The organism is Exiguobacterium sp. s102 (assembly GCF_018618635.1).
GTDB classification, from domain to species: Bacteria; Bacillota; Bacilli; order Exiguobacteriales; family Exiguobacteriaceae; genus Exiguobacterium_A; species Exiguobacterium_A oxidotolerans.
In genome coordinates, this window is the sequence record NZ_JACSML010000005.1 from 1 (window position 1) to 13,410 (window position 13,410).

At 51.5% G+C, this 13,410-nt stretch carries 17 protein-coding genes and 1 pseudogene; 11 read left to right on the plus strand and 7 right to left on the minus strand.

Annotated features, from left to right (window positions below; all coding sequences use genetic code 11):
- A pseudogene (locus KNQ02_RS12145) lies at positions 1–182 on the minus strand (copper amine oxidase); the annotation flags it as partial.
- A 321-nt stretch (positions 183–503) separates the two neighbouring features.
- On the opposite strand from KNQ02_RS12145, the gene KNQ02_RS12150 reads away from it, so the two are divergent.
- The 7 genes from KNQ02_RS12150 (at position 504) to KNQ02_RS12180 (ending at position 6,920) form a co-directional block, all read left to right on the plus strand.
- Positions 504–1,877 (plus strand): PepSY-associated TM helix domain-containing protein, encoded by a 1,374-nt coding sequence (locus tag KNQ02_RS12150; RefSeq protein ID WP_239456801.1) that lies wholly within the window; start codon positions 504–506, stop codon positions 1,875–1,877.
- The gene (locus tag KNQ02_RS12155; protein ID WP_088836136.1) at positions 1,874–2,326 is read left to right on the plus strand and encodes a hypothetical protein; all 453 of its coding nucleotides are present in this window, start codon (positions 1,874–1,876) and stop codon (positions 2,324–2,326) included. The genes KNQ02_RS12150 and KNQ02_RS12155 overlap by 4 nt, the downstream gene beginning before the upstream one ends.
- A 125-nt stretch (positions 2,327–2,451) precedes the next feature.
- The gene (locus KNQ02_RS12160; protein ID WP_088836137.1) at positions 2,452–3,822 is read left to right on the plus strand and encodes a copper amine oxidase; all 1,371 of its coding nucleotides are present in this window, start codon (positions 2,452–2,454) and stop codon (positions 3,820–3,822) included.
- 253 nt (positions 3,823–4,075) lie between these two features.
- On the plus strand, positions 4,076–4,327 hold the full coding sequence (locus KNQ02_RS12165) for a hypothetical protein (protein ID WP_214808653.1): 252 nt from the start codon (positions 4,076–4,078) through the stop codon (positions 4,325–4,327).
- Between the two features lie 172 nt (positions 4,328–4,499).
- On the plus strand, positions 4,500–5,558 hold the full coding sequence (locus KNQ02_RS12170) for a bifunctional transcriptional activator/DNA repair enzyme AdaA (protein WP_214767331.1): 1,059 nt from the start codon (positions 4,500–4,502) through the stop codon (positions 5,556–5,558).
- Positions 5,545–6,588: a DNA alkylation repair protein gene (locus KNQ02_RS12175; protein ID WP_088838399.1), complete on the plus strand. Its 1,044-nt coding sequence runs from the start codon at positions 5,545–5,547 to the stop codon at positions 6,586–6,588. The genes KNQ02_RS12170 and KNQ02_RS12175 overlap by 14 nt, the downstream gene beginning before the upstream one ends.
- 2 nt (positions 6,589–6,590) lie before the next feature.
- A complete protein-coding gene (locus KNQ02_RS12180) occupies positions 6,591–6,920 on the plus strand; it encodes a hypothetical protein (protein ID WP_088836140.1) in 330 nt (109 codons plus the stop codon).
- 53 nt (positions 6,921–6,973) lie between these two features.
- Here KNQ02_RS12180 and KNQ02_RS12185 read toward each other — a convergent pair whose 3' ends face one another.
- Positions 6,974–7,270, minus strand: coding sequence for a hypothetical protein (locus KNQ02_RS12185; RefSeq protein WP_251132069.1), 297 nt, complete (start codon positions 7,268–7,270; stop codon positions 6,974–6,976).
- Positions 7,271–7,292: 22 nt separating this feature from the next.
- Positions 7,293–7,874, minus strand: coding sequence for a DEAD/DEAH box helicase family protein (locus tag KNQ02_RS12190; RefSeq protein ID WP_214808656.1), 582 nt, complete (start codon positions 7,872–7,874; stop codon positions 7,293–7,295).
- 137 nt (positions 7,875–8,011) lie between these two features.
- On the opposite strand from KNQ02_RS12190, the gene KNQ02_RS12195 reads away from it, so the two are divergent.
- On the plus strand, positions 8,012–8,539 hold the full coding sequence (locus tag KNQ02_RS12195) for an NUMOD4 domain-containing protein (RefSeq protein ID WP_214808660.1): 528 nt from the start codon (positions 8,012–8,014) through the stop codon (positions 8,537–8,539).
- Between the two features lie 66 nt (positions 8,540–8,605).
- Here KNQ02_RS12195 and KNQ02_RS12200 read toward each other — a convergent pair whose 3' ends face one another.
- Positions 8,606–8,785, minus strand: a complete 180-nt coding sequence (locus tag KNQ02_RS12200) for a hypothetical protein (protein WP_251135081.1) — start codon at positions 8,783–8,785, stop codon at positions 8,606–8,608.
- Positions 8,786–8,951: 166 nt separating this feature from the next.
- On the opposite strand from KNQ02_RS12200, the gene KNQ02_RS12205 reads away from it, so the two are divergent.
- Positions 8,952–10,043 carry a GGDEF domain-containing protein gene (locus KNQ02_RS12205; RefSeq protein WP_214808666.1) on the plus strand — a complete coding sequence of 364 codons (1,092 nt, stop codon included), beginning with the start codon at positions 8,952–8,954 and terminating at the stop codon, positions 10,041–10,043.
- 37 nt (positions 10,044–10,080) lie between these two features.
- Here KNQ02_RS12205 and KNQ02_RS12210 read toward each other — a convergent pair whose 3' ends face one another.
- The 3 genes from KNQ02_RS12210 to KNQ02_RS12220 all read right to left on the minus strand — a co-directional run bounded on the left by KNQ02_RS12210 (position 10,081) and on the right by KNQ02_RS12220 (position 12,503).
- Positions 10,081–11,184 carry a DNA/RNA non-specific endonuclease gene (locus tag KNQ02_RS12210; RefSeq protein ID WP_214808669.1) on the minus strand — a complete coding sequence of 368 codons (1,104 nt, stop codon included), beginning with the start codon at positions 11,182–11,184 and terminating at the stop codon, positions 10,081–10,083.
- A gap of 252 nt (positions 11,185–11,436) precedes the next feature.
- Entirely contained in the window at positions 11,437–11,847 is a 411-nt protein-coding gene (locus KNQ02_RS12215; protein ID WP_214808672.1) for an NUDIX hydrolase, read from the minus strand.
- Positions 11,790–12,503: a Type 1 glutamine amidotransferase-like domain-containing protein gene (locus KNQ02_RS12220; protein WP_214808675.1), complete on the minus strand. Its 714-nt coding sequence runs from the start codon at positions 12,501–12,503 to the stop codon at positions 11,790–11,792. The genes KNQ02_RS12215 and KNQ02_RS12220 overlap by 58 nt, the downstream gene beginning before the upstream one ends.
- A 302-nt stretch (positions 12,504–12,805) precedes the next feature.
- Between KNQ02_RS12220 and KNQ02_RS15650 the strand changes: the two genes are divergently transcribed.
- Both KNQ02_RS15650 and KNQ02_RS12230 read left to right on the plus strand, forming a co-directional pair.
- Entirely contained in the window at positions 12,806–13,024 is a 219-nt protein-coding gene (locus KNQ02_RS15650; RefSeq protein ID WP_251135078.1) for a hypothetical protein, read from the plus strand.
- Positions 13,021–13,404: a hypothetical protein gene (locus KNQ02_RS12230; protein WP_214767321.1), complete on the plus strand. Its 384-nt coding sequence runs from the start codon at positions 13,021–13,023 to the stop codon at positions 13,402–13,404. The genes KNQ02_RS15650 and KNQ02_RS12230 overlap by 4 nt, the downstream gene beginning before the upstream one ends.
- The last annotated feature ends 6 nt before the right edge of the window (positions 13,405–13,410 follow it).

Here is a 13,410-nt window from a genome sequence, read left to right on the forward strand (position 1 = left end):
TGCTCAGAAAGCAATTGGTCGAGTGTCGCACGAAGATCTGCTGCTTTCGTTTTGACCGTGACGTTTTTTGCTTTGTCCTCATGCATCATGTCGTCTGAACCGCCTGATGCAAACGCCGCCGTTCCTGGTAATACGAGTGCTGCTGCCATTGCTGATGCTGCGAATTTTTTAGTGTGTTTCATTTGTAATCATCCTTTCAAATTTGGGTTTTATTTTAACCAATCTGGTAATTCGTTTCCTCATCGTTCTGAACAGCATACGCACCCGGATTTCGTTTGGATTTAAAAAAGCAAAAAAAAGTGAAATCTTTTTTAAGTCATTTGTGGAATCTATGAAAAAAGACTCCAGTATGTGTGCATTTTCTTCATAGGGACTACGCAGAAACAACACTGGATTGGCAAGAATTCGCCATAGTGTGTTAAAAGTTGGCTTGATGTAACCGCTTATAATTAAAGACGTGTTCACATGTGGGACATATATAGGAAAGAACGGGGGATATGATCATGAAAGAACGGAATCAAGCTTCGCGCGTGCAGCAGAGCTGGTACCAATCGATGTGGCGGTGGCATTTTTATGCAGGCATTATTTTTGCACCGATTTTTATCATACTTGCCGTCACAGGATCGATTTACTTATTTAAACCGCAACTGGAGGATATGTTGTACCGTGACATGATCTTCACGGAAGAGACAGGGCAACGTCTGCCGCTCGAAGATCAGATGAAAGCTGTCGCGGACAAATATCCAGAGGCGGGTATTTCTTCGCTTGGTCAGTTTGAGCAACAAGACCGGACGACACGGATTGGCGTGACGTTCAAAGAGGAGTCGGGATATGTCTATGTTGATCCATACACGGGTGAAGTGACGGGGAAACGACTCGGGGCAGGACCACTCGGCTTTATTAAAACAATTCATGGGGAATTGTTTGCTGGGAAAGCCGGAAATCTTCTCGTCGAACTTGCAGCGAGCTGGGCAATCATTTTATTGGTGACAGGAACGTATCTCTTTTGGCCACGAGGGAAAACGGGGAGCTTCAAGCGTGTATTTTTCCCGTCCTTCAGACAGAAAAACGGAGCACGTAATTTTTGGAAGGGGCTTCATGGTTCAGTTGCCGTCTGGTCAACGATCGGATTACTCGTGATCATCGGTTCCGGACTCGCATGGTCGGGTGTCGCAGGTCAGTGGATCAATACGATTGCGACGAAAGCCAATTCGAATTATCCACAGTTTGCGTACGGACCGGATGAAAGTATGGCGTCAAAAATCGTCACGAAGGACATTGCGACGGATATTCCTTGGGCGACACAAAACGACGTCGTTCCGAGTTCGGGACCAGCCCGACCGTTGACACTGTCTGTGACGGAAGTCGCAGCTGAAGCAAAACAGTTAGGGATGGGACGCCCGTATCAAATTACACTTCCACAAGGGGAAACAGGGGTCTATACGTTATCCTCTCTTCAAAGTGCGCCGACCAAAGAAGCGACGATTAATCTCGATCAATATTCGGGAACGGTCTTATCCAATGTCTCTTATGCAGACTACGGACTCCTCGCGAAGGGCATTACGCTTGGGATTGGGTTTCATGAAGGACGGTTGTTTGGTTTCTTGAATCAACTCGTCGGATTAGCACTGTGTCTAGGATTAATCTTCATCGTCGCCAGCTCATTTGTTCTATGGTGGAAACGCCGAAATGGTGCAGGAAAACTAGCGCCACCAAAACGGGCGAGTGATCAACGCGTGCAAAAAATCGTTGCCGGTTTGATTGTAGTGATCAGTTTGACGATGCCACTCGCGGCACTGTCGGTCATGACAATCCTCGTACTCGATTTCTTGATTTTCACGCGTCGACGTAAAGGAAATAAGGAGGCGGCAGCATGAAACGATTCGTATTAACAGGTTTATTCGCCAGTAGTATGGTGTTACTGGCCGGCTGTCAGTTCGAGACAAAAGCGGCTGCGCCTGCGATGAAAGTCGGACTTTACGCACCGGAGAAAATCGCAGCAGACACGAACACGACGGTCGCGCTTGAAATTGAGAACCCGCAAGCCATCGATCAGGTGCATGTTCAAGTTACGCCAGTAGGAAGTGACGAGACAGAAACGTATATGGCAGAACAGAAACAGGGACATTATGTCAGCAGTATTCCTTTTAAAAAAGCCGGTGTCTATCTCGTCAATGGTATGGTCCATGTCGGTTCGCATGTCTACACACCAAAAGCACTCGTTCAAGTGGGGGATGTGTCAGAAAAAGAGCTCGAGGCGGCACAGAGCTTATTGAAACAGGCCGTACCGGCAGGGGAACAGACGGATCATCATGGACATCATTAATGGGAAATAAGGACTTCGCTGCCGAAGTCTTTATTTTTTTGGGAAAAATATTAAAAATCAAAACTATTTGTGAACTTCTTACGTTATCTATGTGTAGTCCAAAAAAATAAAGGGGTGTTTACAAGATGAAAATGAAAAAGTCGTTTCTCGCAGTTCCACTCAGTGCCGCATTGTTGATTCCGGCAGCCGGCGTCAGTGCCCATGGTCATGAAGATCACAGCAAGATGGCCAGCTCCGGAAACATGTCTCTCGATGTCTCCTCACCAGCGTCCGACCTCCGGGCGACACTCGATCAGCTTTTATCGGAACATGCCTACCTCGCAGTCGTTGCAATGCAAAAAGGGATTGATGGGGCGGATGATTTTGATCAAGCAGCAGGTGCACTGAATCAAAATGCCGATGATCTCTCAGCAGCCGTCGGATCAGTTTACGGGGATGAAGGCGGAGAAGCCTTTAAAGAAATTTGGAAAAGTCACATCGGTTACTTCGTCGATTACGTGAAAGCAACAGGGGCAGAAGATGAGGAAGCAAAACAAAAAGCGCTCGATGACCTCGATTCGTACCGCGTCGAACAGGCAGCCTTTTTGGATAAAGCAACGGAAGGGCGATTGAAAGCAGCTGATCTCGAAGGTGGCTTAAAAGTCCACGTCACCCAACTCTTGACGTCGTTCGACAGTTACGTTGCAGGTGATTATGACGCCACGTACAGCAATTTGCGAAAAGCAATCGAGCATATGTACATGGTCGGGGAAGGATTATCGGGAGCAATCGTCGATCAATACCCGGATAAATTTGAAAATACGAAAGTCGATACACCCGCAGCCGATTTACGTGCCGGTCTGAACCACAACTTCTCGGAACACGCGGCACTCGCAATACTTGCGATGCAAAAAGGGATTGAAGGAGCAAAAGACTTTGATGCCGCAGCCGGTGCACTCAGTGAAAACACGGACGACCTGACAGCATCAATCGGCTCGGTCTACGGTAGTGATGCAGCGAAAGAATTCAAAAAAATCTGGTCGAGCCACATCGGCTACTTCGTCGACTATGTCAAAGCAACGGGGGCGGAAGATGAAGACGCACGTGACATGGCCGTCAAAGAGCTCGACGAATACCGTGTCGAACAAGCGGCCTTCCTTGATGCAGCAACGGAAGGTCGCCTGAAGTCAAAAGACCTGGAAGAAGGCTTGAAGATGCACGTTGATCAATTGTTACTCGCCTTCAACAGCTACAATGAAAAAGACTACGATAAAACGTACCCGGCAATCCGTGAAGCTTACGGTCATATGTACGGAGTCGGTGAAGGAACAGCGACAGCAATCGTCGATCAATTCCCGGATAAATTCCAAGGGACGCCAGCAAGCATGCCGAACACAGGTCTTGGCGGAGCCGCTGAAACTCAATCGTCAGCCGGTATCTTATGGTCACTGTTCGGAATTGCAGCCGCTTCACTTCTAGGATTTTTTGCAATCCGCGGTCGTCGCGAACAACAATAAGCTGTCTGACGGAGATGACTCAAAAAAGTCGCCTGAAGCGCGTGCGTTCTTTTAGACGAGAGGAGGGTGGCGGATGTAACGTCGGTCACCTTTGTCTCTGTAAAGACTGACGTTTAAGTCAGTCGCATTAGATTGCAGACTCAATGATTTTGAAGGATTCAAGATTCGATTCCTACTCTCGGGCATTCTTTAAAAAACGAATTTTTATTAGAAGACGATCGTGAAAATAAAAATCAGGAAAGGAGGAGGAACAATGAAACGAACCAGCGGCGTGGTAGTAGTACTCGTCTTCGTCGTCTTCATAGCTCTCATGACACCAGAACTGCATGCAGTGGCAGTTGAACATCTGTTGCAGGATCCATTGACATCGAGCGAAATCATCCCGGTCGAAGATCGTGCAGTCGAGCCAGGTATCGTCCCGCGTATCTTACCGTGGATTGTCAGTAGTCTATTGCTCAGTGCCTTCGTGACGTTCCTCCTCCTGCGACGTAAACCAAAGCGTTAAATGAAAGCACGATCCGTTTCTCAGCCATCTGTGGCTGAAGAGGCGGATTTTTTTTGAAGTGGACACGCGTCCGGATCAGGCACGTCGCAAAAACAAACACATCGATGCCTGATTTTCGGCGACATCCCATCGGAAGAACTCGGTATACTGAAGGAAAGAAGGAGGCGATCGCATGGAGGACCATCAAACAGAAGAGTATTATGCGGCACTCGTCCGCCGGGATGCGACCTATGAAGGGCGGTTCTTCGTCGGCGTCAAGACGACAGGCATCTTTTGCCGTCCGTCCTGTCCGGCCCGGAAACCGAAACGGGAGAATTGTGAATTTTACAAGACGGCGAAAGAAGCCTTACTCGCTTCATATCGCCCGTGTCTCCGCTGTAAACCCTTGTCGCACCCCGGTGCGAGTGACATCATCAGCCGTCTTGTTGCCGCTGTCGAAGCGACACCGGAAAAACGATTTAAGGAGGGCGATTTCCGGGAACTTGGACTCGATGCGTCAACGGCGCGCCGCCAATTCAAAAAACGCTTCGGGATGACGTTCGTCGAGTATGCCCGCTCACGTCGGATGGGACTGGCGATGAAAGAAATCCGGACCGGGAAACCGGTCATCGAGGCCCAGCTCGCGGGTGGCTACGAATCGAGCAGCGGCTTTCGGGATGCTTTCGCAAAAATCATGGGTGCGACACCAAAACGCTGGGACGGGACTTACTTGCAGGCGAAATGGCTCGATACGCCACTCGGTCCGATGCTCGCGATTGCGGACGACGCAGCCCTTCATTTGCTTGAATTCGTCGATCGCCGAGGACTGGAACGGGAGATCGAACGGCTTCGTCTCGCGGCACGTGCCGTCATCGTCCCGGGGGAATCAATCATCTTTGAGCAAATCGGACAGGAGCTGACCGACTATTTCGACGGGACGCTGAACAAGTTCGCGACGCCGCGCAAACTGTACGGGACACCATTCCAGCGTCTCGTCTGGGCCGAGTTGGAGCAAATTCCATCCGGGGAGACGATTTCCTATCAAGAACTTGCCATCCGGATCGGTAATCCACTCGCCGTTCGTGCCGTCGCCCGGGCGAACGGTGCCAATCAACTGGCACTCGTCATCCCGTGTCACCGCGTCATTCGGGCGAATGGCGACTTAGGCGGATATGCCGGCGGGCTCGCCCGGAAAGCGACGTTACTCGAAACCGAACGACGAAAGGACTGGATGCTGCATGGCACTGATTAAAGATGTTTTTTCAGACGACTGGCTCGACCGCCTGAGTCGGGCGCTGGATGCGCCGCGGCTGCAGCAGGACATCAAACAAGCCGACTGGGAGGAACTCGCCTTCAAACAACGGGTCCGCCGAATTTCGACGTCGCTTGGATCGTATGTGCCACGTGAATTTGATGGGGCGGCGACAACACTCGAACGGCTTGCCCCGGAGTTCACGGGACTCGCCGGGATCGTGTTTCCCGACTATATCGAGCTCTACGGCGACGACTGGGACCGGTCGTTGCTGGCACTCGAACGGCTGACGCCGTATTCGACAGCGGAGTTCGCTGTCCGGCGATTTTTACTGAGCGACCAAGACCGGTACTTACAACAGGCACTGCTCTGGAGCACGTCGGACGATGAACATGTCCGGCGCCTGGCATCGGAAGGGACACGACCACGCCTACCATGGGGACAGGCCATCCCGGCGTTGATTGCCGATCCGCGTCCCGTCCTGCCGCTGCTCGACCGGTTGCTGACCGACGACTCACTTTACGTCCGCAAGAGTGTCGCCAATCACTTGAACGACATCACGAAGACGCACCCGGAACTTGTGATTGAACGACTCGATCAGCTCGGAAACAATCCGCAGACGGACTGGGTGTTACGTCATGCTTCGCGGACGTTGCTGAAACAAGGACACCCTGACGTCCTAAAGGCATTTGGTCTCGTGACACGCGGCACGGTCACGGTCGATGATTTGACGGTGACACCGTCGCTGCCGATCGGGGGCGAGCTGTCATTTACGTTTAGCCTCGCGACGACGGAACCGCAAGTCCTGCGGATTGAATATGCGATTGACTATTTCAAAAAGCGGAAAACGAGTCGGAAGGTCTTCCGAATCAGTGAACGGCTCGTCCGTGAGCGGGAGACATTCACGAAGAGGCAATCGTTTCGTAACTTGACGACACGTGTCCACTATCCGGGGACGCATCGTGTGACCATCTTGATTAATGGGCAAGCTTACGCAACGGCAACGTTTGACGTGACAGGGGAGGAATGAAGATGAACGGACGCCATCCTGATTTTACGACGTCCCGCTTACACATCGAAGCGGTGGATACGACAGACGGCTGTGTTTGGACATTGGAGCTGCGGGACGAGCACCAACAGGTTGCGACGATGCAGTTAGCCGGTCAGCAACTCAGCTATGACGCAATCGATCCGTCTGACGCCGCCGGCTACGTTGAAGAAGCCTTGAGGGTCATCACGGCGTATCTGGCACGGACATTATTGTTACCGTCCGTGACGGGCAGAGGCGGGGAAGCCGTCGTTTGGGAGAAGAGTGGATTTGAGAGAACGGATGACGGATTTTCGTTAGCCTTGACGCACTAAACGAAAAAGAGGACAATCCGCGTCGCAGACTGCGAACGGCTTGTCCTCTTTTTTTAAGGTTCCGAGATGCCGTTCGCGAGCAGCAGGAGATAAACCCAAATCACGAGCGGGAGCAACAGCATCAGAGTGGCAAGCAGGCTGAAGGTCTTGATGACAGTGTTTTTCAACCGGAGCGCAATCAGGAGTGACATCACATAGCCGACGCCGACGAGCGAATACAGACTGATCGGGACCCAAAGGCTCATATTCGGGAACGTCCGTCCGTTCAGCCCGAAGAACAGCAGGATGCTGACAATCAAGAGGATGAAAGTCAGGATCAGAGAGTGGTATTCGTTCCGGTGCGACTTCAAGCGGCATTCCCCTTTCATGACGTTACCTGACGGGTGTGTAAGACCAGCCGAAGCGGGCACAGATTGCTTCGGCACTTGCAGCGGCAGAGCGTCCTTCCGTATCCAGGCGGAAGTAGTTCGGGTACGGCAGTTCTCCTGGCAGGGAGGACGTCCGGTAGCCGTCTGCCGTCTCGAGCAAGTCGTTTTCGGAAGCGGCGAGATCCCGTTTCGTAAACTTATGGGTGAGGCGGTTTTCCGTCGTATTCCGCGTGAGACGAGTCGCGACGGATGCTTCGAGTTCGACGATATAGACGTCGGAACCCGCCTCTTCAAACAACGCGACCGTCTCCTCGATGAATTCGATTCCCCCGCCCTCGACCCCGAACAGGCAGAGGAACGTGAAGAGGACACCTTCGAGATCACTGACCGCCATCTCCTTGAACATCTCCCGGCGGATCAAGTCCTTCAGCCTGTGATGGGCGGGCTTTGAAAAGTCGAAATAGGGCAACAACAAATCGATTGTCTGGTGGTTATGAAACAACTTCATCCCGGTCAACCGTTCCAGTTCCTGACCGATCGTCATTTTTCCGACCGCCTGCGGACCGAGCAATAAAACAAATTTCATCAAAAGACCCCGTTTCCTTTTTTTGTTAGATTACCATACAAAAAAGGAACATTAAAATTAGAACGTTTGTTCGCTTTGTTGTATAATGGGAGTAAGAACTGTTGGCGTTTTAGGACCGAATGGAGGTCATTGCTCATATGGAACATTGGAAGATGGTGCAGGGGTATGAGGGAAGTTATCAGGTCTCGACGTCAGGCAACGTCCGTTCGCTCGACCGGATTGTCGAGACGAGCCGCGGCGTCAAACAGCGGCGCACGGGTGTCGTCCTGCGTCCGCGAATCAATCAGGACGGCTACCGGAAAGTGACGCTGTATCAGCAGGGGCGTGGTGAACGGTTTTACGTCGGTGAACTCGTCGCCCGGGCGTTTCTTGACCCGACTGCCTGCCAGGAACGTCTCGTCCGGGCGGATCATGACCGGTTGAACGACCACATCGATAATCTGTCGGTCAAGCCTTCGCCGAGTCAAGCCTATGCTTCCTTGCTCGCTGAATTCGATCTGCTGTTGACGGACCATGTCGAATTGTCGGCGTGGCAGATTCGGGAGATCCGGCGGCGCTACCGGGCGGGCGAAGCATCGATTCGAAAGCTTGCGCTCGTGTACGGGGTGACTGAAAACCGGGTCCGCAATATCATCGATAAGAAAGAGGCGCGGTATGTCATGTAGGCAAAAGGAAAGGGCAGTCCGAAGAAAATCGGTCTGCCCTTTTGGTTGAAAAAAAGTAAGGTCTCGTTAGCCGGCAAGTGGTAAGTACGGCGTGACTTGGCTCACCGTCAGTTGGAGGAGTTGTTGCGTTTCCTCTTTCGGTTCAGACGTGACGTAGATGATTAACGCAGCGGCGACGATTAAAAAGATGACGATGACGAGCCCGATGAAGAAAGGCATTTTACTTTTTCGTTTTTCTTCGTTCATGTCCACAAGTAGTTCCCCCTTTTACGAATTAACAGATGCGACTGTCATAATTATTCCCCTTTAAGAAAATGGAAAACCTACAAAACGGCTAGAAAAAGGGTTCCGGTAAGACGATAAAGAAGATATAGACAGAAAAAGCTGTTTTTTTGAAGGGATGTCGATCGGCGTGTTGAGTCAGTTCAACCAGTTTCTATTAAACTTTTCCCTTTTGATTACGTCCCTGCTGTTCGCTTTCTTACCGATGCGCAACATCAAACGCATTTCACCGCACTCCTCCATCCGGATCCGACTTGCCGTCGGATTGATTGCAAGCGTGATCGGGGCACTGCTCGTCTTAAACAGTATCTCCTACGATGGAGCGAAGATTGATTTACGACTCGTCGCGCTCGTCACGGCGTATTATTACGGCGGCTGGGTCAGTGGCGCATTGACGACGGTCGCCGTCATCGGGGCCCGTTTTCTCGTCACGCCACCCGGTGTCTACCAAGGTTTGATTCTCGCGACGCTGATTTGTCTTGCTTTACTCGTCACGGCAAGTATTTACCGTCGCTTTGCTGCCCAGACGTTTAAAGACTACCTTGTCCTACTGAGCATCGGAATCGGCTACAGCTTACCGGCCCTGTACTTGTTGACGGATACGTTCATTCGGTTTTTCGAGATGTCATTCGTCTACATCATCTTCAATCTTCTCGGAGGGTACGTGACGTTTCGTTTCCTGCAGGAGTTACGGAAACATTTCCAGTTCGTCCAAGCCCAGCAGGAGCTTGCCTTGACGGACAGTCTGACGAATCTCGCCAATCGGCGGAAACTAGATGAGACATTGGCCGACTATGACAAACACGGGTATGCCTTCTCGGTCCTGATTGTCGATATCGACTTCTTCAAGTCGGTCAATGACGAATACGGACATGATGGCGGGGATGTCGTCTTACGGCAACTCAGTCATCTGTTGACGACGTTTTGTCCGGAAACGGGACTCGTCACCCGGTATGGCGGCGAGGAATTCGTCGTCGTCCTGCCGGATATCTCGCACCGTGAAGCGGAGCGACTCGGGGAACGGATCCGGACGGCGTGCGCCGATCAACACTTCATCTTCAAACCGTATCCGGCTTTCCATGTCACGCTTTCGATGGGTGTCGCATCGTCCGATCAAGCCAAGACGGCGTTCGAAGTCGTCCAAAAAGCCGATCAGGCGCTGTATCAGGCAAAACAGACGGGGCGCAACAAAGTCGTCGGTTATGATGTGACACATAATTAAAAAAAGGCAGCTCCGCGGAGCCTGCCTTTTCGTGTTGTCATTCACCGACCATGCCGTCGTTATCGTTGTCCCGCATGTACGGATAGAGCCAGTGGTCACTCCGGATCGGCATGCTGAAACCGGCATCCTTCGCTTCCTGGATTGTGACTTGTCCGTTTCCGTTCGCATCGACGCTTGAGACGTCACCGCCTGTTTCCGGCGTCGTGCTTGGTGTCGAAGCGGCAGGTGTTTTCGCCTTCGGTTCAGCTTTTGGTGTTGCTTTTGGCGCTGCCTTTGGTTCAGCCTTCGGTTTACTTTCCGGACTCTCGGTCAGACCGAGCGACGCGTTGACACCATCCGGGTTGACGTTATCGAACTTGTCGACGATGACGTTGCCTTTGATTGTGTACGTGTACTGATAACTCGAAGGAATTTGCGTTTTCGTCGTTTCATAGCGGATGATCGCTTCGAAATTCGTCGCACCACCGGCTTTACGGATAGTATCTTCCATGTACGCTTGATCGCCGTGGCGATTGAGCGTGCTGTCCTGCGGCGTGATGTTGTAGGCGTTCGAGACACCGCCAAGCGAATCGGCGATGACATGTCCTTCATCAAGATCACGGTGTTCGACACCCGGAACCTTCGCTTCATCATGATAGTAGCGACCGGCTGACGTCACGTCTTCCGTTTTATCATTTTGTAAGGTGATCTTTTTGGCGATGACTTTGACGAGTTGTCCATGCTTGTTCGTAAATGCCCAGTATTCACGGTCCCCGAACCCGATATCGACGACGACGTTCGCCTGACGGTCTCCGGACTGGTCGCCGCCATCGACTTGAATCTGTTTGTATCCGGTGAACGGATCATTGCTGGACGCCGTGACCGAGGGCTTGTCTTCTGTTTCTTTTTGATCCGTTGTCGTATCTGATTTTTTTTCGGTCGTCTCTTTAGCAACCGGCTCTGCAGGAGGCGTCTCCTGTTTCGCGTCTTCTTTAACGATGTCCGCTGTCGGTTCTTTGACGTCGCTCGTCTGCGGCGTCTCTTCTTTTGGAGCACGTTCCTCCGTCTTCGTGTCTGTCGAAGAAACCGTCTCCTCGTCGCTCACACATCCCGTCAGTAACAGGGCCGCTAGCGGTAATGCAAGGTACATTCGTTTTTTCATGCCGCACTCCTTTCACTTAAGCACACCCGTCTGTTTTCTCAACATCCCTGAAGCTGGCGCTAAGCTGATTTTCAATATATAACAATCTTAATATATATTTGGGTGCAATTAAACAAATATGTAAATTTACTTAAGGAATGACGACGTCAACCTCGTGACGAGATGCATCAAGGAAGTTGCATTTCAGGAAAAAGACGATCTGTCCTGGTGGGCAGGACAACAAAAAAACACGCCACTTCACGTGACGTGTTTTCAAGTCGAGATGAGCTGAGGAAATATCTGATACCGCTCAAAGTCCGTTAAGATGTTCGGCGCAATCTGTTTCCGAATCATTGCTTCGTCAGCCCAAAGATAGGCGTCGTGTTCGTCCGATAAGCTGACAGCATTGGTTTCCGCCGTACAGAAATAGACGAGTAAGATGACTTGGCGGTCGGAGTGGGTCAGGAAACTGGAGGCATACGCAATCCGGTCGACCGTGACTGAGAGTCCCGTTTCCTCTCGGATTTCACGGATCAGACTCGCTTCCGGTTGCTCCCCGAAATCAATCTTCCCGCCCGGACATTCCCAGGTCCCGCCACCCGAGTCGGCAGCGGCACGCTGGACGATCAGGATTCGGTGATCTTGCCGGATGATGCCTTTGACGGCGGTGACGATGGTCGGCATGTGTGTTCCTCCGTTCGCTTGAGCACGACAGGCAGGGGGCCTTCCTGTCGTACGAGTTGATTGTTGTTAAGGTAAATCCCTGTCCGTTCCGGTAAACCGTAAGCGTATAGGCTTCCGGTTGTAGTGAATGCCTGGTGTAAATTCGCGGCTTCATCCCAGGTATCGTAATGCACGGAGAGGACGGCGTCCGGTAAGAGGCCGAGCCCCTCAAGGACTAAGTCCCGACCGTCCCGTTGATCGATTGCCGGAATCCGGCACTCATCCGGTGCGAGTAATGCCCCGGCAGAAAAACCGGCGACCGGGACACCGGAGCGGTACCGTTCTTGGATGACGGCGCCGATCGGTGTATTGAGGATGTAGTCCTGATAACATTCCGTTTCCCCACCCGAGATGATGATCCCGGCGCTTTGTTTCAGCGTCGCAAGCTGAGACAAGGTCGGATGCCCGGAGAGCGGGAAGTGGAAAAAGTCCGTCTTCCCGTGCGCTTCGAGCGGACCGGTCAAGACGGGGGCGTAGGACATCCATGACGTACCTTCGCGCGGGACGTACAGTAAAGCGATGGGACCGGCCGATGCGCAAACACTCGCGAAACGACGGGCGAGTCCTTCCGTAAACGGTGGACCACCGCCGAATAAGAAGAGGTGTTGATTGGTCATGGGAAAGACCTCCTTCAAAAAAAGTATTCTTTTATCGTATTAGAAATATACGACAAAGGGTACCTGTTTATTTTTTGTGATAGGTAGAAAACGGAAAATGAATTACAATGGGAATACCAGGGAAAGTACAGCAAGGAGAGCTGGATATGAACCAAAAACAGATAAATCAATTTCGCTATCGGGAGTCCGGGATGGGGCAAGGGCAAACGTTCTTCTGGAATGGGGAAACCGGGAAATTGTGATACGAAGAGGACGGGCGGGAAGAACCTAAAATCCAGCGGCTCTCGTCAAAGCAACAAGCGGTGCTTGAACAACGGTTGACGCAAGCAAAGGTAACCGACTGGAAACCGATTTATGAGACGGAATGGCTGATTCTCGACGGGACGGACTGGGAAATCAGTTGGAGTGGTCCAGGTGGAGACCGGGTATCTCACGGCAGCAATGCCTTTCCAGAAGAGTGGGAAGTGCTGCGGGACTGGCTCTATGGACAATGTACAGAAAGAGGGGAGGAAACGAGATGAAAAAAGGGCTGATCGGACTGATTGTCCTAATCGGTTACACGGTTCCGTTCGTTTATTTTGCATTATTGGAAGATTTCAAAACGGGAACATTACTTGGTTATTTGTTGTTACTTGTCGTGTTTACGGCACTCGCCTATGTCGGACACCGTTTTAGTCATCTGTTGTTTGTAGTTGTCGGCAATCTCGTGTCTTATTTCGTCTCGGTTTATTTTGCGGGACAGAGGAAAGGTTTCGGCTGGGACGGGTATTTTAAACCGCTGACAGCCGAACAACTGATTCTGTTTGTCAGTTTGTTGATGCTCATCCCGCAGTTGATTGCGGTGGTCGTCGCGATGTCACGGGAAGCAAAAAGACGGATGAAAAAGCAGATAACTGAATGAGTGGAG

What these genes read in the sequence shown, in the direction of transcription:
- KNQ02_RS12150 (WP_239456801.1), top strand. Translation starts at nt 504, where the DNA reads ATGAAAGAACGGAATCAAGCTTCGCGCGTGCAGCAGAGCTGGTACCAA.
- KNQ02_RS12155 (WP_088836136.1), top strand. Translation starts at nt 1,874, where the DNA reads ATGAAACGATTCGTATTAACAGGTTTATTCGCCAGTAGTATGGTGTTA.
- KNQ02_RS12180 (WP_088836140.1), top strand. Translation starts at nt 6,591, where the DNA reads ATGAACGGACGCCATCCTGATTTTACGACGTCCCGCTTACACATCGAA.
- KNQ02_RS12215 (WP_214808672.1), bottom strand. Translation starts at nt 11,847, where the DNA reads ATGCCGACCATCGTCACCGCCGTCAAAGGCATCATCCGGCAAGATCAC.
- KNQ02_RS12200 (WP_251135081.1), bottom strand. Translation starts at nt 8,785, where the DNA reads ATGAACGAAGAAAAACGAAAAAGTAAAATGCCTTTCTTCATCGGGCTC.
- KNQ02_RS12170 (WP_214767331.1), top strand. Translation starts at nt 4,500, where the DNA reads ATGGAGGACCATCAAACAGAAGAGTATTATGCGGCACTCGTCCGCCGG.
- KNQ02_RS12210 (WP_214808669.1), bottom strand. Translation starts at nt 11,184, where the DNA reads ATGAAAAAACGAATGTACCTTGCATTACCGCTAGCGGCCCTGTTACTG.
- KNQ02_RS12165 (WP_214808653.1), top strand. Translation starts at nt 4,076, where the DNA reads ATGAAACGAACCAGCGGCGTGGTAGTAGTACTCGTCTTCGTCGTCTTC.
- KNQ02_RS12195 (WP_214808660.1), top strand. Translation starts at nt 8,012, where the DNA reads ATGGAACATTGGAAGATGGTGCAGGGGTATGAGGGAAGTTATCAGGTC.
- KNQ02_RS12230 (WP_214767321.1), top strand. Translation starts at nt 13,021, where the DNA reads ATGAAAAAAGGGCTGATCGGACTGATTGTCCTAATCGGTTACACGGTT.
- KNQ02_RS12175 (WP_088838399.1), top strand. Translation starts at nt 5,545, where the DNA reads ATGGCACTGATTAAAGATGTTTTTTCAGACGACTGGCTCGACCGCCTG.
- KNQ02_RS12190 (WP_214808656.1), bottom strand. Translation starts at nt 7,874, where the DNA reads ATGAAATTTGTTTTATTGCTCGGTCCGCAGGCGGTCGGAAAAATGACG.
- KNQ02_RS12220 (WP_214808675.1), bottom strand. Translation starts at nt 12,503, where the DNA reads ATGACCAATCAACACCTCTTCTTATTCGGCGGTGGTCCACCGTTTACG.
- KNQ02_RS12160 (WP_088836137.1), top strand. Translation starts at nt 2,452, where the DNA reads ATGAAAATGAAAAAGTCGTTTCTCGCAGTTCCACTCAGTGCCGCATTG.